The organism is Lysinibacillus sp. HST-98, assembly GCF_016757845.1.
Classification (GTDB): Bacteria; Bacillota; Bacilli; order Bacillales_A; family Planococcaceae; genus Lysinibacillus; species Lysinibacillus capsici.
This window is the reverse complement of record NZ_JAENHX010000002.1, coordinates 198,358-223,865: the sequence shown is the minus strand read 5'-3', so window position 1 is coordinate 223,865 and position 25,508 is coordinate 198,358. Positions and strand designations below refer to the sequence as shown.

27 protein-coding genes and 1 pseudogene are annotated in these 25,508 nt (G+C 35.1%); 19 read left to right on the top strand and 9 right to left on the bottom strand.

Going from position 1 to position 25,508, the window contains the following annotated elements; genetic code table 11:
• From JIN86_RS06615 to JIN86_RS06590, 6 genes are all read left to right on the top strand, one after another.
• Complete coding sequence (locus JIN86_RS06615; protein ID WP_202341517.1) at positions 1-288, top strand: hypothetical protein; 288 nt, start codon at positions 1-3, stop codon at positions 286-288.
• Positions 288-449 carry a hypothetical protein gene (locus JIN86_RS06610; RefSeq protein WP_202341516.1) on the top strand — a complete coding sequence of 54 codons (162 nt, stop codon included), beginning with the start codon at positions 288-290 and terminating at the stop codon, positions 447-449. The genes JIN86_RS06615 and JIN86_RS06610 overlap by 1 nt, the downstream gene beginning before the upstream one ends.
• 87 nt (positions 450-536) lie before the next feature.
• Positions 537-1,061: a DUF2441 domain-containing protein gene (locus JIN86_RS06605; protein ID WP_202341515.1), complete on the top strand. Its 525-nt coding sequence runs from the start codon at positions 537-539 to the stop codon at positions 1,059-1,061.
• Positions 1,062-1,190: 129 nt separating this feature from the next.
• Complete coding sequence (locus JIN86_RS06600) at positions 1,191-1,607, top strand: phage holin family protein (protein ID WP_202341514.1); 417 nt, start codon at positions 1,191-1,193, stop codon at positions 1,605-1,607.
• Positions 1,604-2,272, top strand: a complete 669-nt coding sequence (locus JIN86_RS06595; RefSeq protein ID WP_202341513.1) for a M15 family metallopeptidase — start codon at positions 1,604-1,606, stop codon at positions 2,270-2,272. Before JIN86_RS06600 ends, JIN86_RS06595 begins: the two co-directional genes overlap by 4 nt.
• A 417-nt stretch (positions 2,273-2,689) precedes the next feature.
• Positions 2,690-3,037, top strand: coding sequence for a hypothetical protein (locus tag JIN86_RS06590; RefSeq protein WP_202341512.1), 348 nt, complete (start codon positions 2,690-2,692; stop codon positions 3,035-3,037).
• A gap of 49 nt (positions 3,038-3,086) precedes the next feature.
• Here the strand turns inward: JIN86_RS06590 and JIN86_RS06585 are convergent, their stop codons facing one another.
• The 4 genes from JIN86_RS06585 to JIN86_RS06570 form a co-directional block, all read right to left on the bottom strand.
• The gene (locus JIN86_RS06585; protein WP_202341511.1) at positions 3,087-3,320 is read right to left on the bottom strand and encodes a helix-turn-helix domain-containing protein; all 234 of its coding nucleotides are present in this window, start codon (positions 3,318-3,320) and stop codon (positions 3,087-3,089) included.
• A 237-nt stretch (positions 3,321-3,557) separates the two neighbouring features.
• Positions 3,558-3,704: a hypothetical protein gene (locus JIN86_RS06580; protein WP_202341510.1), complete on the bottom strand. Its 147-nt coding sequence runs from the start codon at positions 3,702-3,704 to the stop codon at positions 3,558-3,560.
• A 133-nt stretch (positions 3,705-3,837) separates the two neighbouring features.
• Positions 3,838-4,416 (bottom strand): hypothetical protein, encoded by a 579-nt coding sequence (locus tag JIN86_RS06575; RefSeq protein ID WP_202341509.1) that lies wholly within the window; start codon positions 4,414-4,416, stop codon positions 3,838-3,840.
• An 86-nt stretch (positions 4,417-4,502) separates the two neighbouring features.
• On the bottom strand, positions 4,503-4,700 hold the full coding sequence (locus JIN86_RS06570) for a helix-turn-helix domain-containing protein (RefSeq protein ID WP_112117285.1): 198 nt from the start codon (positions 4,698-4,700) through the stop codon (positions 4,503-4,505).
• 172 nt (positions 4,701-4,872) lie between these two features.
• Here JIN86_RS06570 and JIN86_RS06565 point away from each other — a divergent pair, with 172 nt between their 5' ends.
• Together JIN86_RS06565 and JIN86_RS06560 are read left to right on the top strand one after the other, a co-directional pair.
• Positions 4,873-5,769 carry a helix-turn-helix domain-containing protein gene (locus tag JIN86_RS06565; protein ID WP_202341508.1) on the top strand — a complete coding sequence of 299 codons (897 nt, stop codon included), beginning with the start codon at positions 4,873-4,875 and terminating at the stop codon, positions 5,767-5,769.
• Positions 5,770-6,091: 322 nt separating this feature from the next.
• Complete coding sequence (locus JIN86_RS06560; RefSeq protein WP_202341507.1) at positions 6,092-6,613, top strand: hypothetical protein; 522 nt, start codon at positions 6,092-6,094, stop codon at positions 6,611-6,613.
• Positions 6,614-6,715: 102 nt separating this feature from the next.
• On the opposite strand, the gene JIN86_RS23945 is transcribed toward JIN86_RS06560, so the two are convergent.
• Both JIN86_RS23945 and JIN86_RS06550 read right to left on the bottom strand, forming a co-directional pair.
• Positions 6,716-7,924, bottom strand: coding sequence for a flagellin N-terminal helical domain-containing protein (locus JIN86_RS23945; RefSeq protein ID WP_202341506.1), 1,209 nt, complete (start codon positions 7,922-7,924; stop codon positions 6,716-6,718).
• A 162-nt stretch (positions 7,925-8,086) separates the two neighbouring features.
• A pseudogene (locus JIN86_RS06550) lies at positions 8,087-9,355 on the bottom strand (hypothetical protein); the annotation flags it as partial.
• 278 nt (positions 9,356-9,633) lie between these two features.
• On the opposite strand from JIN86_RS06550, the gene JIN86_RS06545 reads away from it, so the two are divergent.
• Together JIN86_RS06545 and JIN86_RS06540 are read left to right on the top strand one after the other, a co-directional pair.
• Entirely contained in the window at positions 9,634-10,272 is a 639-nt protein-coding gene (locus JIN86_RS06545; protein ID WP_004232409.1) for a GntR family transcriptional regulator, read from the top strand.
• A 19-nt stretch (positions 10,273-10,291) separates the two neighbouring features.
• Positions 10,292-11,341: a 2,3-butanediol dehydrogenase gene (locus tag JIN86_RS06540; protein WP_004232411.1), complete on the top strand. Its 1,050-nt coding sequence runs from the start codon at positions 10,292-10,294 to the stop codon at positions 11,339-11,341.
• A 122-nt stretch (positions 11,342-11,463) separates the two neighbouring features.
• Here the strand turns inward: JIN86_RS06540 and yiaA are convergent, their stop codons facing one another.
• Together yiaA and JIN86_RS06530 are read right to left on the bottom strand one after the other, a co-directional pair.
• Positions 11,464-11,934 carry an inner membrane protein YiaA gene (gene yiaA, locus JIN86_RS06535; protein WP_004232413.1) on the bottom strand — a complete coding sequence of 157 codons (471 nt, stop codon included), beginning with the start codon at positions 11,932-11,934 and terminating at the stop codon, positions 11,464-11,466.
• Between the two features lie 436 nt (positions 11,935-12,370).
• Complete coding sequence (locus JIN86_RS06530) at positions 12,371-13,789, bottom strand: aminotransferase-like domain-containing protein (protein WP_202341505.1); 1,419 nt, start codon at positions 13,787-13,789, stop codon at positions 12,371-12,373.
• A gap of 113 nt (positions 13,790-13,902) precedes the next feature.
• Here JIN86_RS06530 and JIN86_RS06525 point away from each other — a divergent pair, with 113 nt between their 5' ends.
• The 5 genes from JIN86_RS06525 (at position 13,903) to JIN86_RS06505 (ending at position 18,486) form a co-directional block, all read left to right on the top strand.
• Entirely contained in the window at positions 13,903-14,826 is a 924-nt protein-coding gene (locus JIN86_RS06525; protein ID WP_202341504.1) for a DMT family transporter, read from the top strand.
• Positions 14,827-14,855: 29 nt separating this feature from the next.
• Positions 14,856-15,509, top strand: a complete 654-nt coding sequence (locus tag JIN86_RS06520; protein ID WP_202341503.1) for an MBL fold metallo-hydrolase — start codon at positions 14,856-14,858, stop codon at positions 15,507-15,509.
• A gap of 237 nt (positions 15,510-15,746) precedes the next feature.
• Positions 15,747-15,956, top strand: a complete 210-nt coding sequence (locus tag JIN86_RS06515) for a hypothetical protein (RefSeq protein WP_004232419.1) — start codon at positions 15,747-15,749, stop codon at positions 15,954-15,956.
• Between the two features lie 382 nt (positions 15,957-16,338).
• Positions 16,339-17,271 carry an EamA family transporter gene (locus JIN86_RS06510; RefSeq protein ID WP_004232420.1) on the top strand — a complete coding sequence of 311 codons (933 nt, stop codon included), beginning with the start codon at positions 16,339-16,341 and terminating at the stop codon, positions 17,269-17,271.
• A 273-nt stretch (positions 17,272-17,544) separates the two neighbouring features.
• Positions 17,545-18,486: an alpha/beta fold hydrolase gene (locus JIN86_RS06505; RefSeq protein WP_237497179.1), complete on the top strand. Its 942-nt coding sequence runs from the start codon at positions 17,545-17,547 to the stop codon at positions 18,484-18,486.
• A gap of 177 nt (positions 18,487-18,663) precedes the next feature.
• Here the strand turns inward: JIN86_RS06505 and JIN86_RS06500 are convergent, their stop codons facing one another.
• Positions 18,664-19,284 (bottom strand): flavin reductase family protein, encoded by a 621-nt coding sequence (locus JIN86_RS06500; protein WP_202341501.1) that lies wholly within the window; start codon positions 19,282-19,284, stop codon positions 18,664-18,666.
• A gap of 595 nt (positions 19,285-19,879) precedes the next feature.
• Between JIN86_RS06500 and JIN86_RS06495 the strand changes: the two genes are divergently transcribed.
• The 4 genes from JIN86_RS06495 (at position 19,880) to JIN86_RS06480 (ending at position 25,271) form a co-directional block, all read left to right on the top strand.
• Entirely contained in the window at positions 19,880-20,707 is an 828-nt protein-coding gene (locus tag JIN86_RS06495) for a helix-turn-helix transcriptional regulator (protein ID WP_004232428.1), read from the top strand.
• A gap of 82 nt (positions 20,708-20,789) precedes the next feature.
• Positions 20,790-21,776: an ABC transporter substrate-binding protein gene (locus JIN86_RS06490; protein ID WP_202341500.1), complete on the top strand. Its 987-nt coding sequence runs from the start codon at positions 20,790-20,792 to the stop codon at positions 21,774-21,776.
• 41 nt (positions 21,777-21,817) lie between these two features.
• Complete coding sequence (locus tag JIN86_RS06485; protein WP_004232432.1) at positions 21,818-22,138, top strand: cupin domain-containing protein; 321 nt, start codon at positions 21,818-21,820, stop codon at positions 22,136-22,138.
• A gap of 661 nt (positions 22,139-22,799) precedes the next feature.
• The gene (locus JIN86_RS06480; protein WP_202341499.1) at positions 22,800-25,271 is read left to right on the top strand and encodes an S-layer homology domain-containing protein; all 2,472 of its coding nucleotides are present in this window, start codon (positions 22,800-22,802) and stop codon (positions 25,269-25,271) included.
• The last annotated feature ends 237 nt before the right edge of the window (positions 25,272-25,508 follow it).

Here is a 25,508-nt window from a genome sequence, read left to right as displayed (position 1 = left end):
ATGAGATTTGCACAGATACTTTACAACAAAGCGCATTGGATTTTTGAAGCAGACAAAAAACCTGATTTTGCACCAAACATTATTTTGGTTGATATTACTGGCAAAAATCATATACAAGAGGGGTGGGATTATAACAATAAAACAGGCGAATTTACAGCGCCAGTTTTACAGAATCCATCACCAATTGAGCCACCGCCAACAGTAGAAGAAATGCAGGCACAAACCCTTATCAATACAGAATACTTAATTACCATGAATGAAATGGGCATCGAGGGAGGAAAAATGTAATGAAGGTATATGACTTATGTAAATTTTTAATTGATCGCAACCGATACAGCTATGATGACATGCTAAAGAAAGTGAATGTCTTTTATGCCAACAATCAGCTGGCAGATGAAGAATATACGCAGCTATTAACAGATATGGATACACAGCAAAAGCAAGCATAGGCTTAGCGTTATTTTTTGTGTCTAAATTAGCAGGAAATCCTTTCCTTTTGTCGAATTAAATGTAGACGAAAGGGAGAGTTGATTAATGTGATTAGAGTAAGAAATCGTAAGTTTCTCCATGTGAATAAGATAGATTCAAAAAACAACAAGTTGTTAAATGTTGGAGAAAAAATAAAATTCGGGGATGATTTCAATCCCTATCGTAAAAGCTATGAGTATGGGAATGTTTCATTAGAGGATAACGTTGGTTCGTTAATTAAAGCTGTAACTCTCTATTGGCATTTTACATTAGAGACCATTTTCGAAGAGGAAAGAATTAAAATAAACCCTGAATTACCATCAAGATTGAAATGTATATGGCTAACTGACAAAGAGTGTCTGAGTTATTGGTATAAACAACTATCTCAAGCGGATGTAAAATTACAAACAGTTGAACTTGATGTTACAGGGAAGATACTCAAGTGTGATGCTCATTGGGTTGAGTTACAACCGTCACCATTAGAACTAGTTAGGGAAAACGCACAACAATATTGGAATGGTGTAATAAAGTGTGAATATAAGATAGAATATCTTTTTGAAGGAAATATAGAGGTTAGCTCTATATTACAGTAGATTGAAAAATGTGCTATTTTTTTAAATAAGCAATCGAAATAAATAGTCTAAAATTAAAAGTCGATAAGTTTTTATGCCTTCTACAATCTTCTGTGGAGGGCTTTTATTATGCAAAAAGGAAGGTGTCAAATGAAAACAGACACACTGTATACATCATTAATCGGCGGTACAATGGCTTGGATAGGCTACCTTGTTGGAGGTATTGATCACTTAGTAAAAGCGTTAGTTATCTTTATGACTATCGATTATTTATTAGGGTTTATGGTGAGTTTAGTCTTTAAGAAAACCGAAAGTAAAAAGATGTTTAAAGGTTTAATCAAAAAGACAGCAATGATACTAATGGTATTTGCAGCTGTACAACTTGATTTGGCAACTGAGAGTGGAAACTTTATGCGAAATGCAATGATTCTGTTCTTAATTGGGATGGAAGGTATAAGCATGATCGAAAATTTAGGCAAGCTTGGCATTCCGGTTCCGAAGTTTTTAGCAAACGCTTTTTCTCAATTACAAATAGATAACGACGAGAAGAAAGGTGATAAACAATGACTAGTGTAACAACTACATGTCGTGATATATCCGAGCTATTACCAGTTGCACAAACAGCCTGTCGTTTGTTATTCCAAGAATGTTTTAAAGCTGGTATCAAGAACGTCTTTATTACTGAAACATATCGTTCGCAGGAACGACAGAATTACTTATATGCACAAGGCAGAACGCGTCCTGGTAATATCGTTACTTGGACATTAGATAGTAATCATAAGACACGTTTGGCATGGGATATCGCTGTTGGTCCTCCACAGGCTTTATATGATGTAGCCACATTAAATCGAGTAGGAGATATTGCACGAAAGCTTGGTATTACATGGGGTGGCGATTGGACAAATAATATTGATCGTCCTCATTTTGAAGTTAAACCTACTTGGATTATGCCAAAGGGATACAAAATTGAAGGACAGGTAATTGTTCCAACCAATAGCAAATACCAATTGCAATTAATTGTGGAAGGCAATACAACTAAACCAATCATAAAGGATGATGATAAAATGCAATTTACAAATGAAACACTTAAAGCAGCTGTACGTGACTATCTAAAGCAAGCGGTAGACAAAAAGCTGATTGATAAGTCACATCTTGAAAAATTTGACGCTGGCACACTGACAAATGGAGATTTAAAAGGATTAGAAATTATCATTGCACAACGTAGTAATTAATGTTAATTTCAGTAAAATTGCTAAAGCGAACAAAGCTATTTTAGCTGAACTGGTTTTAATACTTAATATAAAAGTGACAATTCAGTGAAAATTATTATTTGAATATAAGAATGAAACTAAATGAAAATATCAAGTGTTTTAGTGTGAATTCAACTAAAAATGTTGCTTAAGTTATATAAAATAACAATTGAACGCCAAAAAAACGGCGGTATACTTGGCGTGATTTGGCGGCATGCGGCAATAAAGCGAATAATACATCACGATAAATAGAGGTAACCGAAAAAGGAATTTCGGAAACCCACCATTGAGAATTCGGTATTTGTATTGATAGACTTGAGTTAACTCGAGGGTAAGTGATTATGCTATAGCATATACAACTAGGTAGAAACAAATTAAAACAAAAGGAGTACATAGTATATGAAAATATCTAAAATATTTACAGGTTTAGTTGTTTGTGGGGCTCTAATTTTTCCAGGAGCATTAAGTTCTTCTGCGAAAGAAATTAAATACTTGGAATCTGTAGATTCGATTAATTATTCAGCAGAACAACAAGAAGTACAATCAATTACAAGTTTACGTGTTGCAAAAGACTGGTCTGTTACTAGAACATATTCAACTCATCAAGGTCCCTATGTTGTTGTAACAGAATTAAGAGAGCGACCAGCACCTTACGCTCCATATGTTTACAAGGGCACATTAATGTATGATGCTAATAGAAGTTCTTTGAATAACTTCGTCTACGAAGGGACACTGTATTTGCAATAACCATTAAAAATGCCCAGGTACTCAAAATTTGAGCCTGGGCTTTTTTTGTTTATTCATCATACGGTCTATACTTTGAATGCAACTCTTTTGCTGCTTCTTTTCTTGCTGCCACATCTTCACGTAAAAACAGCATTTCTTTTACAGGAAGTAATTTTCCACGTTTGACTAGAGAACTTAACGCTTGTCGTGTTATCTGTAATTCCTCAGCTACCTCAGCAGATGTTAATAATTCGGATTGAATTAATTTAATAAATTCATCTTTGTTAGTTACTTTGTAATCCATCAATTTGCGCTACCTCCTTTTCTTAAAGTACAGCACGATATTAATTATTACTAATATGAAACAAATTGAGTATGCCACAATCATGAAGTAATCAAAAAATTTTGGTTCATGCCAATCAACCATATCAGTTAAGATATACAACGCTAATGCTAAAGCAACAACAAAGCCTATATTTTTCATAATGATGAGGATATGATAAGATTAAAGGGAAGGAGGGGCTAACCTCCTTCGTCTTGACTATTTGCGACGTTTTCCTTTGCGAGAGGGGCGTCGCTTTTGTTTTTTCTTACTTTTCATATCGCTGATGTTTTTCGCTGTACTTGTAAGTAAGTTTGCGATTGATGCGATAGTTACTAGGTAAGCTAGAACCTTATCATAATCCATTTTCCTTACCTCCTTTCTATATTTTAATTATAGTATATCTATTTATAAATGTCAACAGGTATTGTTCATTTATTTTCCTGTTATGATAAAAAATTTCATAAAAAAAGCCACTCGTGTGAGTGACCTTAATTAATTATTTTACAATCTCGCCTTTATATAATTTCCAGTTAAATTTCATGTCCATATCTCCACGAGCGCCAACTTCACCTTTTAATGTGATTGAATCGCCCTTTTTTAGACCTGTTTTAACTGATGGATCATTCATCTCTACGATAATTACATAAGGTACTAAATCAGCATTATCATTTTCTAAAGTAATCCAATCAGCACCATTATATGCATCAGTTTTACCCATAACAATAATGCTATCCTTTACTGTTTCTAAATCTGTAATTATCCCAGTCCATGTTACGATTGCACCTTCAACTGTTGAACGATAAACATCTGAACGTTCAGAAGCACTTAAGCCATAAAATGCATCTGCGAATTTCATGAAATCATTAGATTTAAAAGCTTCAATTGTAGCATTTTGAGCTTCTGATGGACTAGCTTCAGTTGCTTCTGTTTGCGCGGTAACAGGTTTTTCTTTAGCTGGTTCCTCTTTAACTTCCTTTTCTTCAGTTGGAGCATCTTCTTTAGGCTTTACCTCTTCCTCACCACAAGCAGCGAGTAAAAAAGCTGACAATGCTCCAATGTAAAATAATTTCTTCATACATAAAACCTCCCTTGATATTACCATTTTAGGAAATAAAGCAAAGAAAGTATACAAAAAAACAGACAACCTTTATTAGTTATCTGCTAATCCCATTCCAATATTTCATCAAAGCTTTTTATTTCTAGCGTCTTACAAATGGTTTCTAAATGCGCTTTGTTGATTGTATCTCTACGATTGTTAACAATTTCACTGATAGCAGCTTGTCGTATCCCTGTCATTTCAGCCAGTTTAGATTGTGTAAGTCCTCGTTCTTCCATTACTTCTTTTAGTTTTATCCGCATAGTAAACCACCCTTCGTTATAATCTCTTATTCAAAATATATCAGAATATACGTTTATACGCAATATCGAATAAAATTTCCCTAAAGGTATTGACTATACGAATAAGCGTATAATATGATGTATCTAAATAAGCGTATATACGAATATTGGTATAAAAAGAGGTGAAACACAAATGGCATTCGAATACCTAGCACAATACACAACATTCAATTCAGTAGCAGATATGGATAAGAGTGTGGAGGACCATATGGCGGTTCATTACTATGACTTAACGGAATCAGAACGAGAAATCCTATTTAAACTTGCAAGTCATTCATTGGAGTATCCAGGGGTGTGCCATCTTAAAGCGAGTACCATTGCTGCTTCATTGGAAATCAGTACAAAGACAGTTTATCGAGCAATTTCAAAATTGGAATCGTTAGGAATCATCAAGAAAGAAACGACTGTAAAAAGCAAAGGAGGGCAAGGAGCAAGCATTTATATCATCTTGCCTTACAATGTCTCACCGTCAATGTCCGACCGTGAAAATGCTGAAAAGCCTTGTGAGAGTAACGTTTGCCCTCCACAATCACAAGACCTACCATCTAGTTCTTTTAATCTTTTAAGTTCTAAACAAGCAAATAATATTAATAACCTAGCGGATGAAATCGCTTTGCAAGAAGAAAAGAAAAAAGAATACATGAACGAGTACCAAGTGATGCTTTACGATTTCATGCACTCATTACCTTTACGAGACGATCTTAAAGAACAACTACACAAATGTATCTTAGCAACAAAAATGAACGATGTGCGTGATTTTGTAAACGCTAAGGATGTTTTTGCTAACATTATCCGTGATATTGCGAACGGTACATTAACTATTGCTAGTACATTAAGAGCCGTATTTGTAGGAGCGTTTAATAAGGCTGTAGAGCGTTTGAATAATAAGCCTACTAAATCATCATCTGTGGAGGACAAAGCGAACAGAGAGCGTCCTGTGCCTTTTTACAATTGGTTGGAGCAACGTGACAGCCTTCCACAAACAAATGGTAGTAGAAGACCTAATTTAGAGAACTGGCTTGAATGGTAATTTGCTAGGTACCCATGGAAAGGGGGGGCACCTGAACACATCATGTAGGGACTTGCAAATTGCAGGTACCTTATATTTAACAGCACATATATAACAAAGTTATAAAGTTTCAACTAGGGACAAATTGTCCTTCACTTAAATTTAACCACCCTGAATTTTTAGGACACCAAAAAGGAGATGGAGAAATGACTCATTTTGAATACATAGAAGTATTAAGATTATATTGAGTTTAATTAAGACCAACTTTTATATTCAATGTGTATTTTTACTATAGATAGAAATGTTTCTACATTATAATTATTTTAGAGATGGAGGAATTAAAATGACGCTGGCTAAAATATTAATACAAATTGGAATTCCAAATATACAATTGGATAAAATGAACACCGAAAATGTGTTATTAAAAGCTGATTTTCAAGATAAATACGAGTTGAAAAAAACTGTGCGAGAAGAGATAACTATTAATATAGATGAAATTATTTCTTTGGGTAGGTTTGATAGAGAATTAAAAGGGGTTTCTTGGTTAGAGTTAGGAGAGCTTACACATAAGAATCTAGCTCGAATGAATCCTCCACATGGTCACCCGCAGTATTTCCAGAAAGAAAAATTTGATTATTATTTGAATGAATTAATAGATCATTCTAATACTGATTCTCAAAACTTTGTAGACGCGTTTATAAAAAAAAATGTTTATACATTAGCTTGGAATCAAGTATATGCTAATTACTATGAAAACTTAGGTTATATAATTTCTGGGGACGGGAATCATAGAACGCTTTTAATGAAATTGATTGGAGCCAAACAGGTTAAAATTAAAGAATTAAATTATTATGTAAAAAAATAAATTCTTAATTTAGTTGAATAGCATATAAGACCACTCCGTGATGGGTGGTCTTAAAGTTACTTAATAATCAAAGACTATGTATATTACCTGTTTTAAAATAAATCATTGTAGAAGTTGTAAAATTCCTTCTGGTTGTTTATTTGATTGAGCAAGCATTGATTGGGTAGCTTGTAATAAAATATTATTTTTAGTGAATGTCATCATCTCTTTTGCCATATCAGTATCACGAATACGTGATTCAGCAGATTGAAGATTTTCAGATGTATTTGTAACTGAATTAAAAGCGTATTCAAGTCTGTTTTGATGCGCCCCAAGACTTGAACGTACACTGGAAACAAGATTGATAGCCCTGTCAAAACTACTAATACTACTTTGAGCCAATGAGCTATCTAATACTGAGACATTGTTAATCCCTATAGCCTGTGAACGAATATCAGGTATTGTTAATTCTGTTGTCTGACCGGAATTAGCTCCTATTTGAAGCTTTAAACCGTTATCTGTTGGATCTGTAGGTTGATTTTCTCCTGGTGTTAAATTAATAACCCCTTCCCAATGATCACCCTCGGTAGATTTTCTATGGCGTAAATCAATTGTCGTACCGTTATATGAAAATAGTAAACTAGGATTTCTTACTGTAATCACACCATGATCTAGGTTGTAAAGACTTATACTTTTTGCAACTCCATTAACATCATATTCACCTATTACAAAGAATCCTGTATAAAACCCATTCGCAGGGTCATCAATAACCTTCTCACCTTCATTTAGCTTAATTTTATTTGTCTGATCGTCATCAACAGTATAACCTTGAAATGAAATCCAACCATCTTTTGCTGTATACGTTTTTCCACCAACAGATAATGTTGAGGATGGTGAAGGTGATGATATATTTAGTGAACCATTCAGTAATTTTTTAGTATTAAATTCTGTGTTATTTCCAATAGAAGTTATCTCTTTTTTTATCTCCTCTATCTCCATTTGAATTGCTACTCTATCTGTTCTTGTATTTGTATCATTTGCTGATTGAACACTCAATTCTCTACCACGTTGAAGAAGGGAATGTACCTCATTTAAAGCTCCTTCAGCTGTTTGTATTAATGAAATACCATCCTGAATATTTTTACCTGCCATATTCAAACCTCGAATTTGCCCACGCATTTTTTCTGAAATTGCTAGTCCAGCTGCATCATCACCAGCACGATTTATTTTATATCCAGAAGATAACTTTTCTAATACATTATCAGCTTTTTTCTTATTTTGGGTTAGTCTATTATTTATATTTAAAGAGGGAATGTTATGCTGTATTATCACAAATATTTTACTCCTTTCAAATTAATCTACAATAATGATTGGATTTTTTAAGTTAATATTACCATTTTGATGTTATTATTGTAAGTATTTGAGAATGAAATCTATTTATAAAAAAAACCACCTTGATAGGGTGGTCTAATTTTATGTGTCTAATGTCGTAGTAAGTGTGCCACCACCAACCCATATAGCTGTGATTTGTCCTAAAGCAGTTAAAGTGGCTGTTCCCCCACCAATGGCATTCCCGAATAGACTACCAACCGAACCTGCTAAAGAAATACCTGAAAAGCCAGAACCATCTAATCCTGTAATAGCGCCAACAACTGCTAGTGTGACAACAGCAATTTCCTTTGTTAACGGAACTATTGCTGCAAGACCGACACCCAGATCATTGACAATACCGTGTGAAGTAGCGGGGAGGTGATCTCCAAGAATTTGTGTAAAGCCAGCATCTCCAAGATAGAAGAAAGCAGCAATTGGAATTACAGGTCCGAAGACTTTAAAGCCGAATTGAAATCCTTGAATCAAATAACTTGTTGTCTTTTCTAATCCCGCTGATTTATGAGCAACCATACTAAGCAACAATAAAATAAAAACAGAGGTTCCCCCGATTAAAGCCGTTGCATCGCCGCCCGTTAAATTGAATACTGACATAGCGATAACGTCTAAGATAAAGGCAATAGGAATAAGGACGGCGAAGAATCGTTTTTGCCCAATTGACAGTAAGTTTTCCGCAGTTTCTTGTTCACCATCCTCCTCCTCATTGTTGCCAGTATTTAAAAGTAGCGTTCCTCGTTTCATATCACGTCTTAAAAAAATATAAGCAACAATTGTCGTTACAACGCCCATTGTGATCACAAGCGGAATACTGGCTGAAACAACATCTCCAACAGGGATACCAGCAGCATCGGCCGTTAATTTTGGAGCCCCTTGAATGACAAAATCACTCGATAATGCAATACCATGCCCAAATAAGTTCATCGCCATGGCAACCCCCAGTGCTGGGAGGCCCGCCCGAATCGCAACAGGCAAGAGCACGGCTCCTAATAGCGCTACTGCAGGTGATGGCCAGAAAAACCAAGAAATAAACATCATTAATAGTCCAATCGTCCAATAAGCGAGTGCGGGTGTTTTAATGATCTTTGTGAAAGGGGCCACCATAATCTCATTAATACCTGAAGACATCATGACCCGACTCATCGCCACGATAATCGAAATAATAAGAATCGTTGATAGCAGCTCAGTTATGGCATAAATAAAGCTGTTAAACACACCACTTATGGAAGAAGTAAAATCACCAGTTGCAACAATCGCTAGCATAAAGATGCCTACTACACAAATGAGGGTGGTATCGCGACGTTTAACCATAAATCCGATGATGAGCACAATAAAAACCACGTAAATCCAATGGAGAGCTGTGAATTCAATCCCCATACGTTTCCCCCTCAATATTCTGATTCTATAGAATATGAAGAGAAAAAAAGATGGTGCTGATTTTAAAAAATTTAACTTAGGCGAAAGCTAAACAACACCAAAAAGGTATTTAAAGTTATACCCAAAACAAGATATTTGAAAGAAATGAGTTTATAGATTAAAATACTTTTATAGATTATCGATAATCTATAATCCATAATATATAACGCTTTTAGCTAATCACCCTATACACTGAACTATGTTAAAATAAAAAGATCTAAATTTATTGGAGTGGTTTAATGGGGTTTGATGAAAATTCAATTTCAAAAAAAACAATTTCTGAGCAAATAGCTGAACGATTATTATTCCGCATATTTTCTGGTTACTATGAACAAGGTCAGCGCTTAATAGAGGCAGAAATTGCAAAGGAGTTACAAGTAAGTCATGCACCTGTCCGTGAGGCTCTATATCTTTTACAAAAAGATGGTGTAGTTGAAAAAGTACAACATAAAGGTGTAAGAGTGAAGATTATAACGGATCAGGAGTTAAAGGATTATTTGGAAGCGCTTTATCATCTATTGGATATTGCACTAACCAAGTGTGAATCTAAATGGACTGCCGATTTGCAAAATGAACTATTATTTCGATTTGAAGCTATGAAACAAAAAAAGTCCGCTGAAAATATTTATGAATATGTTGTTTCGTTTGCCCACTTGTTACAATTGTTTTTTGATGTTACAGGAAATATTGCTATGCTACGATTCTTTAAAGAAACAATATTTGTTACAAATGTAGCTGCACAAACAAAATGGAAGATGAATCTAGTTGAATCCTATCATATGTCCATCAATACTTTTATCAAGTGTATAGAAGTGTCGGATTTTGATCATGCACGAGTAGCTATTAAGGATGTTATTTTATGGTACCAATTTAAATAATTTTATGGGGGTAACATAAATGAAAGCTGCAGTTTGGCATGGTGTGAAAGATATTAGAGTTGAAGAGGTTGAATTACGTGCTTTAAGAGAAGAAGAAGTGAAAGTAAAAGTAGCGTGGGCTGGTATTTGTGGAAGTGATTTGCATGAATACGAAGAAGGTCCGGTTTTCGTACCAGTTAATGAAAAAGCTGATTTAACAGGTGAAGTGGCCCCACTTACAATGGGACATGAATTTGCTGGTATCATCGAAGAAGTTGGCTCTAAGGTTACTGACTTTAAGGCTGGGGACCGAGTGGTCATCAATCCTACATTAACATATAGAAATAAACATGAAGAAGTCGATCGTTATGATGGATTTAACTTTATTGGTTTACATGGAAACGGTGGATTTGCGGAATATGTTAATGTCCCTGTAACGAATATACATCGTTTAGCAGATAACTTAACATTACAAGATGGTGCACTGGTAGAACCAATGGCTGTTGCTGTACAAGCTGTTAAAGATGCTGGGGTTACATTAGGTGATTCTGTTGCTGTATTTGGAGCTGGACCAATTGGATTATTAACAGTAATCGCTGCAAAAGCATCAGGTGCTAGTAAAGTTATCGTATTAGATTTATCCGATGATCGATTAGAAAAGGCAAAAGAATTAGGTGCAACCCATGCTATTAATTCAGGTAAAGAAAATCCTGTACAAGCAGTTCGGGCGATTGTTGCAGATGGGGTTGATGTATCCTTTGAGGTGGCAGGAGTTGCTCCTACCTTTAAACAAGCAATTGATGTAACAAAACCCCGTGGTAACATGATGATTGTTTCGATTTTTGCAAGACCAATTGAATGGAATCCAATGCAACTTACAAACACAGGTGTTAATGTATTATCATCCATTGTTTATACACCGTCAATTTTCCAAAGAACAATTGATGCAATGAGCGCTGGTCAACTAAATCCGCAAGGGATCATCACTAGTCAAATTGAACTAGATGAGATTGTTGAAAAAGGATTCAAAACGTTAACAAATGACAAAACACAATCTAAAATTTTAGTCGAAATAAGCGGGGAAAATTAATAAAATTGAGAGGAGTATGGTTGATGACAGCCATGCTCTTTTTTTATAGCCTCGAAGAGTCTGGAGCTTAAGAAAAAATGACAAAAGGAATCGAGAATGAACTTCTCGACTCTTTCAGTAACTTAATCTCTTTCTCTAGCTCTCTGTGTGTCTCTAATATTCTTTTGAACCGTGATGGATGCAAATAAACTTAGAACAAATGACATACCATAGAACCCTTTTTCGCTTAAAACAATACTTCCAGCATTATATAACCCAATGCCCATTAATGAAATAGATACAATAAGTGCAACCCAGCTAATACCATAATAAATACTAGTAACTGGTATTCCCTCTTCTTTATCTCTTACTGCTTTTTGTAAGGATATTGCTGAATAGAGTCCAAATACTAAAACAGCTATGTAATATCCTTTTTCGTTTAGTTGCATCGTTGCATTAAACAAGCCTATAAAATATGCCGTAACACCTACTAACAATGCTGCCCAGGAAGCCCCCTTGAAAGCAGCAGTTGGTTCTCCCTCTTTTCTTTCTACTTTAATTTTCGGATCAGGCTGTTTTTCCTTATCTAATGAAGAATCATTTTGATTAGACAATATCTTTCTCCTCCTTCTATCACTGTATAAAAACATTCTATCATTCTACAGGGAGGTTATGAGAATAGAAATTTCTCTAATTCTCGTTCTTCAATATTCTCCTTAAAGGAGGCTGCTTTAATTTGGCTTTTATTTTGCTGGATAAGAGTCAATATGGCTTCATCAAATGTGAAGGCTCCCTTATCATTCCTTGATAAAATTGTGTCCTACACCGAGAACCTTTTTGCTGCAATTATTTTGTACAAATAAGAGCTACGTGTCTAACTTTTTTTCATATTATTCAAATAGACAGCTAAATATGTTAGGTGTATATGTCTGCCTGTTGTTGCTGTGTCCACCGCTTATTACGATTTGTGCCAACGATGAAAAAAAAGTGAAATGGTTGATAAAGCTGTGAATACCACCGTTTTTAGATGAAATTAAATCGCTAATCCGATCACTTAGAAAGCGATTGCGCCACTGAAACCAACTTATTTACTCCTTCTCTTAGTTGTTTTTCATTTGCATAGGAATAGCTTAAACGTATCCAGGAGGATAGTTTTTTTAATGGATCACATACTTGACCAGGCACAAAGGATATCGATTGTTCGATACTTTTAGATAATAATAATTCAGTTGGAAGATCATCTGGGAGCTGGACCCATAAATTTAGACCGCCTTTTGGACTGTTCCATCGCCAGCCTGTTACAGCTAGCTCCTCTTCCATAATTTCCTTTCGAATCTGTAGGGCGATCCGAATTTTCTCCAAATGTTGTTGCAATCTTAGTGAGGAGAAGTAATGGAGAAAAATTTTTTGATTGAGAAGTGGTGAGCCATTATCAGCTAGCGATTTTTCTGTTAATAGTGATTTCATTAATGATGATGGACAAATAACAGTTGCAATTCTCAAACCAGGAGAGATGTATTTGCAAAAGCTTCGGATATAAATGACCGTCCCAGCGCTATCAAATGTGTAAATTGGAGGTGGTGGGGCTTGGTCAAAATAAATGTCGTGATAGGCATCATCTTCTATTAATAGAAAGCGATAGTGCTCAGCTAATTCCACTAATCTTTTACGCTGCTCGACAGAAACCGTATAACCAGTTGGATTATGGAAAGTGGGGTTAAGATAAAATAGGCGAGGCTTGTATTTTTTAATATAGTATTCGACCTGTTCTAAATCGTAGCCCTCAGGATGGATATCAACCGTAACAATCTGTGCGCCTTGTGCTTTAAAGATATCAATCGCAGCACTATAACTTGGGCGTTCAAATAAAACGACGTCTCTTGGCTTAATAAAAGCTTGAGCAATTAAGTGAATGGCTTGCTGTGAGCCAGATGTTATTAACAGTTCATCTGGACTCAAATGTGTTTTATAGTGGTTGATAAAATATTGGGTCAGTGTCTCTCGTAGCTCTAAATCACCTTGCACCGTTGAGTAAGTTGCCAGTACTTTCGGATATAGGTCAAACACTTCCTTCACGTAATTTGTAAAATAGTGATTAGGCAAAAGATTGGGATCAATCAATGCCTGAGAAAAATGATAGGAAACAGATGGTTGATGGATTTCAGATAAATGATTTTTTTTTACATATGCTGAAACAATGGGATTGTCCTGATCTAGATATTCAATATATTTTGTTACTGTTGATTGGACAAAATAGCCTGATTTATCTTTTACATAAACTTTGTCATGCTGTTTTAATAATTGATAAGCTTTTAATACCGTTAGCCGATGAACATTCATTTCAGATGCTAATTGCCGGACGGAGGGAAGCTTTTCATGTTCTTTCCATTCTTTTCGCTCTATTCGGTGCAGTACATCATCATAGACTTTCTTAAAAAGATAATCTTCATTTTGAATTGCTTTGCCCACAACGATTCCTCCTATTCACACCGATTGTACCACGAACCAAACTGATCTGTTCTATCCTTTTTAATCTGTTCTATCCTACTTCTTTTATGATAGAAAAAGAGGAGGAGTTTCATATGGTAATGATTAATTATTTCTTTATGTGTTTGATTTTTGGGACAACATTTTTAGCAATTAAAGTTGGTGTTGATGCAGGAGTTCCTCCGTTTTTATCAGCTGGTCTTCGTTTTCTCATTGCTGGTTTACTCCTATTTAGTTTTATGGTTTGGCGCAAAAAAACGACAATTCGGTTATTATTTCGGAAAGAAATGTTTTTTACAGGAATGGGCTTAACCTTTGGAACATTTGCCACATTATACTGGGCAGAACAGTATGTAACATCTGGAATCGCAGCTGTCTTATCTGCTACAGGTCCAATGATGATAATTGTTATTCAGACATTTATATTGAAGCAAAAAGGAGACCGAAAATCATTTATTGGATGTGTTGTCGGAGTCATTGGTATTATGTTCTTAATCTTACCAAGTTTTGCATTTGAGATTAGTCCCTTCTGGATGGTTGGTTGTTTCGCTATTATTTTAGGTGAAGTTTTTTACGCATCTGGAACAATTTATACGAAGTATGTCATCCAAAAATTTGGAACAACATCTCCAATTGCTTTAAATGCGGCACAAATGATGTATGGAGGGATTTTATTAATCTTTTTGTCACTTTTAACTGAGAACATTCAGCTTCAGCATCTTTTAAGTCCAGCTTCAATTGGTTCTCTTTTTTATTTGATTATTTTTGGCTCAATGATCGGTCACAGCATTTATTATTGGCTTGTGTCACGAACAAATCCTGTTTTTCCGTCCACATGGCTGTATATTTCACCAGTAATTGCCGTTATATTAGGTGTTACCTTCTATCATGAATATATTTCGTGGCTAACAGGAATAGGGACTCTGACGATTATTGTGGGAACGATTCTAGTCAATTTTGACACATTGAAAGAGTTGCTTTGGCGGAAGAGGACTGTTCTTCAGGATGTAAAAGAATAATAAAATCTAATGATAAAGGGGAAGAAATGATGAAAATTTCTAGAGGAGTAGAGATTCTGGAGCTTGAATTTAATGGAGCCTTCATTTTTCCAACGCTTTTATGGGATCAGGAGATGGCTGTTTTAATTGATACTGGATGTTCAGGTCAAATGGAAGATTTACGTATAGCAATGGAAAAGGTAGGCGTGTCGTTCAATCAACTAAAAGTTGTGATTTTGACACATCAGGATATCGATCATATAGGCAGTCTTACTGACATATTGCAAAATTGCGGTAGTCATATAGAAGTTTATGCACACGAGCTAGATAAGCCTTATATTCAGGGGGATTTACCACTTTTGAAAGACGGTCACATAGAGAATCCACCCAAGGGGAAAGTGGATGAGACCTTGAAAGACGGTCAAGAATTACCATATTGTGGGGGAATACGAATTATCCATACACCAGGGCATACGCCTGGCCATATTAGTTTATATTTGAAGCAAAGCAAAACGCTTGTTGCAGGCGATTCGATGTATAGTGTAAATGGTATATTGGGAGGGATTCATGTTCCAACCACTTTGGATATAGAGGTTACTCAACAATCTTTAAAGAAATATGCAGACCTAGACATTGAATCGGTGATTTGTTACCACGGAGGATTATGCAAGGTGGATATTAAAGAGCAGATTCAAAAGCTTTGAATCTTAAAAATATTGATTAAAGATGAAGGTTCCATAGAATGCCAAGTGCTGGGAGGCTAGTTCGAATCGTAACATGCAAGAGTACCACCCCTAGCACTAGTCAAGGGCTTGTCAAACATCTATTTTAATGTGAGTCAGGTCATGTTATAATGAGGCACTTAAGATACTTAAGCACTTTTTTATAACGGATGCCAAGAAAAGCCTCCGCAGAACGATCAAATATGGAGGTGTAAGGAAATGAATAAACGTTGGACGATTGATGAAATTCAGAAATTTGTTGCGAACAATTCAGAAAGTAAGTTGCTAACGACTGAATACCATGGTTTTTCTCAAAAGCTACTATTTAAATGTGCATGTGGTAGTAACTTTGAAAAAACATTTACGAAATTTAAAAATAAAAACCAACGAAAATGTGATGTATGCCAACCGCCAAAAGAGTCACGCTAAACGTTTGCGACCGTTCTAATAATAGTAGTGAACATTAAAAACATCTCACTTCTATATTCTTTATAGAGGGGAATGTTTTTTTGATTGGATTATCAGAATAAGATTGATCATGCTGAAGAAAATTGAGAAAAAATATTCAATTTAACATTCTTTATTAATGAAATACAAAGATAAAAGCCAAGCCCTTGATACATGCGGGTTTTGGCTTTTTTATCATTTCTAAAATTAGACTTTCCTCTACGGGAGGATTCATTATTAGCGAAAAAAAGATTGTAAAATAACAATCAGTGATATATATTGGAGATTATGATTTTTTTCGACATCTCAAAATCATAAACAAAATTTCATCAAGACAGTTTTGAGAGGGAAGTGAATAATCAAGATGTATCTTTATCCCCTATTAGTAGTGATTGCAGCTAGTAGTTTTGGTATCGTTTCAACTATTATAAAACTGGCAATGCGTAGTGGCTTTTCTGTATCTGAGGCAGTTACAAGTCAGTTTTTTATCGGCTTTTGTATAGCAGTATGTATTTCCTTAGTTACAAATCGATCAAATTTTAGCTTTAAAGGCGTTAAAATTCTTCTATTTGCAGGTATGCTAACAGGGTTAACAAATATTTTATATGGTCATTCTTTAAACTTTTTGTCTGCTTCCTTGGCAGTAGTATTACTGTTCCAATTTACATGGATTGGTATGCTGATTTCTTGTATTATAAAACGGCAAGTTCCAAGTAGAATTGAATTCATCTCTTTAATTATATTAGTAGCTGGAACGATACCAGCTGCAGGCATAATTGATGTTGATTTGTCTCAAATACCTTTTCAAGGGTGGTTATGGGGTTTAGCAGCTGCTCTTTGTTACTCCTTATTTTTATATGTAAACGGAAAGACAACAGCAAGTATGACAACCTCTAATCGCTTAGTATTGGTTTCTTTCTTTGCTTTCATGACGACTGCGGCTTTTCAGTCTCCAGAAATTATTTGGAATGGCACTTTGTTTAACGAAGGACTGTGGATTTATGGTTTAGCATTAGGGTTATTTGGCATGATTATACCGGTTTTCTTATTCACAATTGCAGTGCCTAAAGTTGGATTAGGTATGTCATCCATATTGAGTGCTGTTGAATTGCCAATAGCGGTGATGGTATCAGTTATCCTCTTAAGCGAAACGGTTACAACTTTGCAAATAGTAGGTATTGTAACAATTGTTATCGGTATCAGTTTACCAACTTTGCTTGATAAAGATGGATTGTTAAGAAACGTCAAAACTAAATATAAAAAATCCGACAAAGTCGCAAAAGGATCTTCGATTTGAAGATCCTTTTTTCATGTCAATTAAGCAATGTCATAGCAAAAGAATCATTAGGTACTTTCTGTATTTATTGAATGACGTACTATTTTTTTGTTCATAAGCTGTTCATATTGTTGTCATAGGCAGTACACCTTCATTGTATAAGCTATCCTTAGCGGTTTATGAAAGTAGCCGAGATAAATTGATAGGGAGAAGAGAGTATGAAAGGGAGGTGTGGCACGAGAAGAAAGGAAAACACAGTTATCGCTTGCTGTTCTATACCCTCGTGCCAAAATAATGAAAAAAACGATAACCTTTATAAGTAAAATAGTAGTAGGTTTAATTATAGCCATATTACTTTTATTAGCGGTTGTTTGCCTTGTTCATATTGTTTGTAGCAAAATGGAGCAAGGAAAACTAGAAACTTATGGTCAGTCTGTCACCGTAGATGGGAAAAAAATGAATGTCTTTATCCAGGGAGAAGGAGAAGAAACCGTCGTACTCTTACCTGGTTATGGAACAGCAGCACCAGCACTTGATTTTCAACTACTAGTAGATGAATTATCTCCATTTTACAAGGTTGCGGTCATTGAGCCTTTTGGTTATGGATTAAGTGCTCTTACCGAAAAAGAAAGAAGCACTGAGAATATTGTTAGTGAAATCCATGAAGCATTACAGCGCCTTCAAATTGAGCGTTATATTCTAATGGGTCACTCCATTTCAGGCCTTTACGGATTGGATTATGTGAACAAATATCCAAACGAAGTAAGTGCATTTGTCGGGCTGGATAGTAGTGTTCCGACAATAAGTGAAAGAAAGATTGAACCTTCAGTAATAACTACTTTAAAACTACTAAAAAAATCAGGTTTAGCTAGATTGCAGGTGAAGCTTAGTGATGACCCATATGTCGAACTACCCTATGATGAGAAAACAAAAGAACAACTGAAAATTCTTAAGCACAAAAATATGTATAATCTCAGCCAGTTAAATGAAGCTGAAATGATGTATGCTAACTTTAAAGCGGCTGAAAGTTTAATATTCCCTAAAAATCTTCCAGTTATTTTCTTTATACAAGAGAAGCATCCAGTAACGGACAGATGGATACCAGAGCATAAAAAACAAATAGCTAATTCTGTCCATGGGAAAGTGATGACATTTGAAGGGGATCATTTCTTATATCGTACAAAAGCAAAAGACATCGTTGAAAACTTTAGAGAATTTATGAAAGAGATAAAGTGAATGTTCTAAGAAAGATTTTTCATTTCTAAATGGAAAAAAACAGATTTAACTATTGTATGTGCAGCAAGCATATTATTCTGCACTTAATTATAGGAAGTTTTAACAAATAACCAGGCGCTCAAATGAGCGCCTGGTCTTTTTTACTGTTTGTGAACCAATATGCTTTAAGCCTCATCTTTAGCTCTCAGAACGGAAGTTATTACCAAGGTTGCTACCCAAACCAAAGTAATGACGAAAATTATAAATGAGTGGACTCCATTTATTTGGATCAATATGATTTTGGTCCATAATTATTTCTTCGTGGGCATGTACTTGTGTCGTTTGGGTCTCGACGATAGCAAAATTAGGAGAATAATCTGGAATACGTATATGTTTTACCTTTGCTTCGATTTGAATAGGACACTCCATAATTCGAGTAGGAATAACCGTTGTAGACCCAATAGGTGTTAAGCAACTAATATCACATTTCTCTTTTCTAAATGTAAAACCGATCTGTTTCTTAAAATCTGGAACTGGATTTTTACCTGTGTAAGGAGCTAACTGTTCCACGTTTTCCCATAGAGAGGGGTCTGGGATATTTATGACACATTCAGGATGATGTTCTAAGTTTTCAATCGCCTTTCCTCCAAGACCAATCCCTAATACAATACAGTCTCCTAATACCCAAGAAGAAGATAAAGGGCTAATATTTACTGTTCCATCCTCATTTAACGTACTTAGTAAAATGACAGGAAATCCATAATATAAAATTTTAGGATTTATTATTTTTGTATTTGGCATTTGTTTCATTATTTTCATTTTTAGTTCCTCCCATCAATGTTTTCACTGTCAGACTCATTGTAAAATATAAATATTTCGACGTTCATCGAAGTGTTGATTACAGAATTAGTACTTCAAACTAATAATATTGTGCAAAGAAATTTAAAGTCTCCATATTGCAAAAGTCCTGAGTTCGACGCTTGATCATTTTGTAGAAATTTATGAAGCAAAATTGTTATAAATAGTAGCTTTATCTGGGAATCAAAGGTTTACAGAAGCCTTCCACATAAAATCTTTTTCACAAGAAATAGAGAAGATTTGCAAGGAATGGCTTTTATGAAGAGGACAAAAGATAGAGAAATGAAATGAGTGAGGTTGATGGATCGTTCAGGTATAAGAGGGAGGCTCTAACTTAATTGACAATGATAATCGTTATCGATAAGGTAGGGATAGGCAAGAGCTTTCATCCCTACCTTTTCATATTTTTAGTAATGAATATGATGAAAACTATAATTGAACCCAACTACCGAGGACTACACCTTGAAAAAAAGTAACTTATTATGTTATTTGCTGTTTGCCGTATGACAAATCTTGGTTTTCCAAGCAAACTATTATTGAAATGAGGTATATAAGTATGAAAATCGACGTAAATCAGCTTGCAGAGCATTTAGCAAACACGCCTTTCCAAGTAAAAGGAATCTATCGATATTCTAGCTATACAGGTGTACCTTACGCTGATTATACAGATTCTTTTCCAGGATTTGTTTTTCCCCTTTCTGGAAAAATAGAATTTCAATTTAATGGTACCCCTTATATCTTTTCACCAGGAAAAGTTGTGCACGGGGGAGCGAAGATGAAACTAAATCAAAAAAATTTTGATGATACAAATTGGGAATATATTCTGGTTTTGTACAGGATATGTACGGAGAAATTAGCAGAGACAAGCTATTCACATCAGCATTTTGAATTACCGATAGGACATTCTCCCCGTCTTATCGAGTTAATTATGCGTCTATGGCATGTATATAATCAGCGTGGAGGTATATCAATGTTTCAGACCGAAATGCTATTTCGTGATGTATTGAATGAAGCCATATTATGTGTAGCTAATCGACAAAATAGCTGTGAATCACACACTCTATTCGAACGAATAACTACTTATATTCATGCAAACTATTATCAAAGCCTTTCCATTACCTCCCTTGCCGAACAATATAATGTTAATCGAAATCGACTATCTTATATATTTAGAAAGCATGCAGGGATGGGTCCAGCAGAATATTTATTAAACTATCGTATAAACATGGCTCAAAAAATGTTATTTACAAGTGATGTGCCTGTACAACAAATTGCAGAAACGGTGGGAATTACTGACCCCTTTTATTTTAGTAGAGTATTCAAGAAGCAATTTGGCATCTCTCCTACTGAATATCGAGATAAGTTCATCAATAATCCATGCTAAGTTCACCAAGCATCCATTCTCCACCAAACATGACTTTACTATACTAGTTGTATATCAGAGATTTTATGTTGGAGGAATTTTAATGCAAAAGATTAAAGGACTGTTATTTTTAATGCTACTACTAGCAGGTATATTGGGAGGTTGTCATAAATCGCCTGCTGAAGATAAGGCGTTAACTACAGAAGACATATCTTCATCAGCAGTTAATGTAGAAGAAACTGCTTGGCCTAGAACAATTAAAGATGCCCTAGGTAAGGAATTTGTCATCGAGAAAGAACCAGAAAAAATTGTTTCATTATGGTATTTTTACCCTGAAATTTTAGTTGCATTAGGTGAGCCACCTGCAGCTTCTACTGATAAAGAATATCTATCCACTTTGTCTTATTTAAACGGTAAGCTAGATTCAACAGAGGAATTAGGTGATAAATTGTCTCCTAGTATTGAAAAAACGCTATCGATTGGGCCTGATTATATTTTAGCAACAGAACATCATGAAAAATTGTATGAATCCCTAGAAAAAATCGCCCCAGTCATTACGTTGCAATCACAGGACATCTACGAAGACTGGCAATACGGACTTCGTACAGTAGCCGAGATTATCGGAAAAGACGATGAGGCGGAAAAAGTAATTGATAAAATGATGAAAGCTATCTCAACAGGACGTGAAGCATTAAAGTCAGTTCAAGGAGAGTCTGTAGCACTTATTTTGTCTTGGGATGGAAAAACGTTTAATGTTATTGGTGAAGATAACCCTGTTTATACACTTGCTTTTGATAAAGAAAAGGGCTTGGGTCTAACACCAGATCATACATTTAAGGGGAATCATAATCAATTCGCTGCATTTGAAGGCATTTCAACTATTCAAGCAGACCATATTTTCCTTATTGGTGATATTACAAAAAAGGAAGCATTAATGAGTGAGTTAAATCAAAGCAATGTCTGGAATAATATGAATGCCGTAAAAAAAGGTAATATTCATTTAATGGATACTTCCGCTATTACAGGAGGTCCATTAGCTATCGAGTACGCTTTACAAAATATAACAGAAGCCTTGCAAAAGGACGAATAATAGGAAAAATCTTTTCCAAAAGAAAATAAGGAGAGATAAATATGCAAGATCAAGTTATCCATATAAATGAGAAATTATCCGAATTAAAAGAGCTTTGGTCACCGAAAATTATTGGCGAAATACACGATTTTCAATTCAAAGTGGTGAAGATTGCTGGGGATTTTATATGGCATGAACATCAAGGGGCTGATAAGGTATTTATTGTGCTCGAAGGGGAGATGTTCATTGCTTTTCGAGATGGCCAGGTGAAAATATCCAAAGGTGAGATGTTTATTGTTCCTGGAGGAGCGGAACACATGCCCTTTGCTGAAAAGGAATGCCATATTATGCTTGTGGAGCCTAATGTTGCAAAAGGTAACTGATATTGAGCCTGAATAACCAACAGCAGAAGCTACTGATATTTTGTTTTTCCCACCAATAAAACAAAGGAGATCGTTTAGGTTATGTAAACGATCTGCTTTTGTTGTTCCTAAACTGGTACCTCAGCTATTCATGCATTAGTATTTTCTTCTATGTCATTTTATTTAATCTAATTTCACTATAAGATGTAGTTCGACTATCAAGTAATTGCTTTATTAGAGTGAAATTTTAGAGGTATAAAAATGAGTGTTTGAAAGAAATCTTATTATATCAGAAAAACAATAGAACAAAATTGAATAAAAATGTAGTTGTTTGTAAAATTCATCCAAAGTGGTAGTTTTGTCGGACTTTGAAATATTATTTCCTTATTTTAGAATTTTTTTATGAAAAGATTCCCTATATAACCAATGCAGTATTAAAATTACCTTATTTTTAGCGTTTATTTATTGGTAATGAAGTTATATTATTGTCTTGTAAAGCAAATTACAGTTTGATTGGGATATTTAATCATGAAAAATTTAGAAGATTGCTTTACATATAATTGGTTGGATTATTATTTGTGGGAACGATTTATACATATTTTTATAATCTTATAATTAAATAGCGCGATAATATTGTTCTCACAGAATAATATAATTTATTAAAATTCTGGAGGAATATACTATGACAAAACAAAACAAAGGTCGTAAATTTTTCGCAACTACAGCTACAGCAGCACTTGTAGCATCAGCAATCGTACCAGTAGCATCAGCTGCTGAATTTCAAGATGCAGCTAGTATTTCATCTTGGGCAAAAGAAGCTGTACAGTTTTTAACTGATAAAGGCTACATTCAAGGCGATGAAAAAGGAAACTTCAACCCAGCTGGTACACTTACACGTGCAGAAGCGGCTGAAATTTTATCAAAAGCATTAGATTTAAAAGCTACTGGCACTGAAGATTTTTCTGATGTTAGTGAAAATGATTGGTTCTATAATGCAGTACTTGCAACTTCACCAGAATTATTTGATGGTATGGGCAATGGCAAATTTGAGCCTAAAGCTCAATTAACAAGAGAACAAGCTGCTAAAGTTATCGTTCAAGGCTACCAATTAACAGGTAAAGCAGATCTTAGCCAATTTGCAGATGCTTCTAAAGCTTCTAAATGGGCTGTATCTTACTTAGAAACAGCTGTAGAAAATGGTGTAATCAATGGGAAAGGCTCTTTATTAGCACCACAAGATAAAATTAGTCGCGAAGAATTCGCTACAATGGTAAAACGTACGATTGATGCAGTTCAAGAAGTAACACCAGCTGTAGAAGCTGTAAAAGGGCTTAATGCAAAAGAACTTGAAGTGAAATTCAACACAGCTGTTGATGCAAAAGATGCAGCAATCACAACAAAATATGCTGTTGAAGGTGTAGCAATCACGAACGCAGTAGTATCTGAAGACGGTATGACTGTTATTTTAACAACAGATAAAGAAGTAAAATTAACAAATGGTAAAGTAACTGTAAAACCAATTAAAACAAAAGCGGATGCTAAAGTTCTAACTGAAGAGTTTAACAAATTAATCACATTTGCAGATACGACTCCTGTAAGCGTTAATTCTGTAGAAGCGAAAGGCACTACAGCTGTTATCACTTTCGACGAGCCTGTACAAAGTGAAGGAACAATCAGCTTAAATGGTACTGAACTTTCAAAAGATCGCTATACTTTAACTGGTAAGAAATTAACAATTAATGGATTAACAGCAGAACAATCTTACAAAGTAGACATTGTTGGTGCAACTGACTTTGCTAATAATATCGCAAATCCTATCGCAGTTAACTTCACAGTTTTGAAAGCAGACGTTGATAATTCAAAACCAACTGTTTCTACAGCAGTGAATGGTACAGAAATTACGTTTGATTTCTCTGAAGAATTAATGAAACAAAATCTTAATGCAGATGCAGAGACTAAAGAATATGCAAAAGTAACAGTAGGATCAACTGTATTCTATTTAACAGATGCTGATATTAAAGATACTGAGGATAAAACTGTATTCACGATTGATGCTGAATCTGCTTTAGGTACAGCTACATTCATTAATACAAACATTAAAGTTGAAGGACAAAAAGATTTAGCTGGTAATGCAGGTGATGCATTTGAGTTCAATGCTATTCTTTCAAAAGATTTAACACCTGCTACACTTGTTTCTACTGCTACTAAAATGTTAGTAGCTGATGATGTAAATGCTACTACAGACGTTGATGCATTATACCTTACTTTTAGTGAGCCAGTAAAAGTAGAAGGAAAATTAACTGTTAAAACACAAAATGGTATTGCTTACACTACTGGAAAAGAAACAGCAGTAAAAGCAGATGCTGGTTTCGATGTAGATGGTAACGGTAAAATCGAGGGTGCAGAGAAAAACACTGTAAAAGTTGACATGGATCTAGATAGCAATTCAACATACACTTTCGAGTTATCTGCTAAAGCAGTAACAGATTTAGCTGGCAATGTAACTGCTGATACTGTTACGTTCAATGTAACAACAGGCGTATTTGAAGCTACACCTGAAACACCAACAGATTCATTAGTATTCGGCGCTACTCCAGTTGTTGTAACTGACAATAACGTATTCACAGTTGAGTATGCTAAAGATGTGACTGCAACAGCTACAAATGCTGCTAACTACACACTTGGAGGAAAAGAACTTCCTGCAGGTACGCAACTTCAGTTTGTAGATGGTACTAAGAAAGTAAGATTCACTTTACCAGAAGGTTCTATCACGGCTAATGGTAATTATGTACTTGAAGCGAGCAATGTAGTAGATACAAAAGGTAACACGCTTAAAGGTGGAAAAGTGACAGCTCAAGTAGCACTTAAAGAAAATATTGTTCCTGTTGCTACTAAAGTAACTGCAGTAGATAGCAAAACATTTACAGTAGATTTCTCTGAAAATATTGCTGATCAAGCTGCACCAACTGGTGTTACTGTTAAAATTGCAGGATCAACTGTAGAACTTGCGTCTATTACAGTAGCTGGTGGTAAACTTACTGCCACAACTAAAGCTGACTATGCATTAACAGACAGCATTGTAGTTGAATTCAAATCAACAAACCTAGTTGATGCTAATAACAACAAAGTAAAAGACGGTTCTATTACAAAATAATTAAATCGCTCATTGAAAAGCCCTGTGGAGATTTCCACAGGGCTTTTTTAGTGTTTAAATAAGATCATGCTAATAGGAGAGAAAGACCTTTAGGCAAGGCAAGAGGTTGATTTCCGTTCCGCCAGCGTCCTTTCCAGGGGGCGTCCGATGAGCCGCTTCACCCAATTCTGTTCGCTTTAGGGTCTCCTCTGTGACGCTAAATCCCCTAGGAGTGACGCTGGCTCCACTCCAATCACC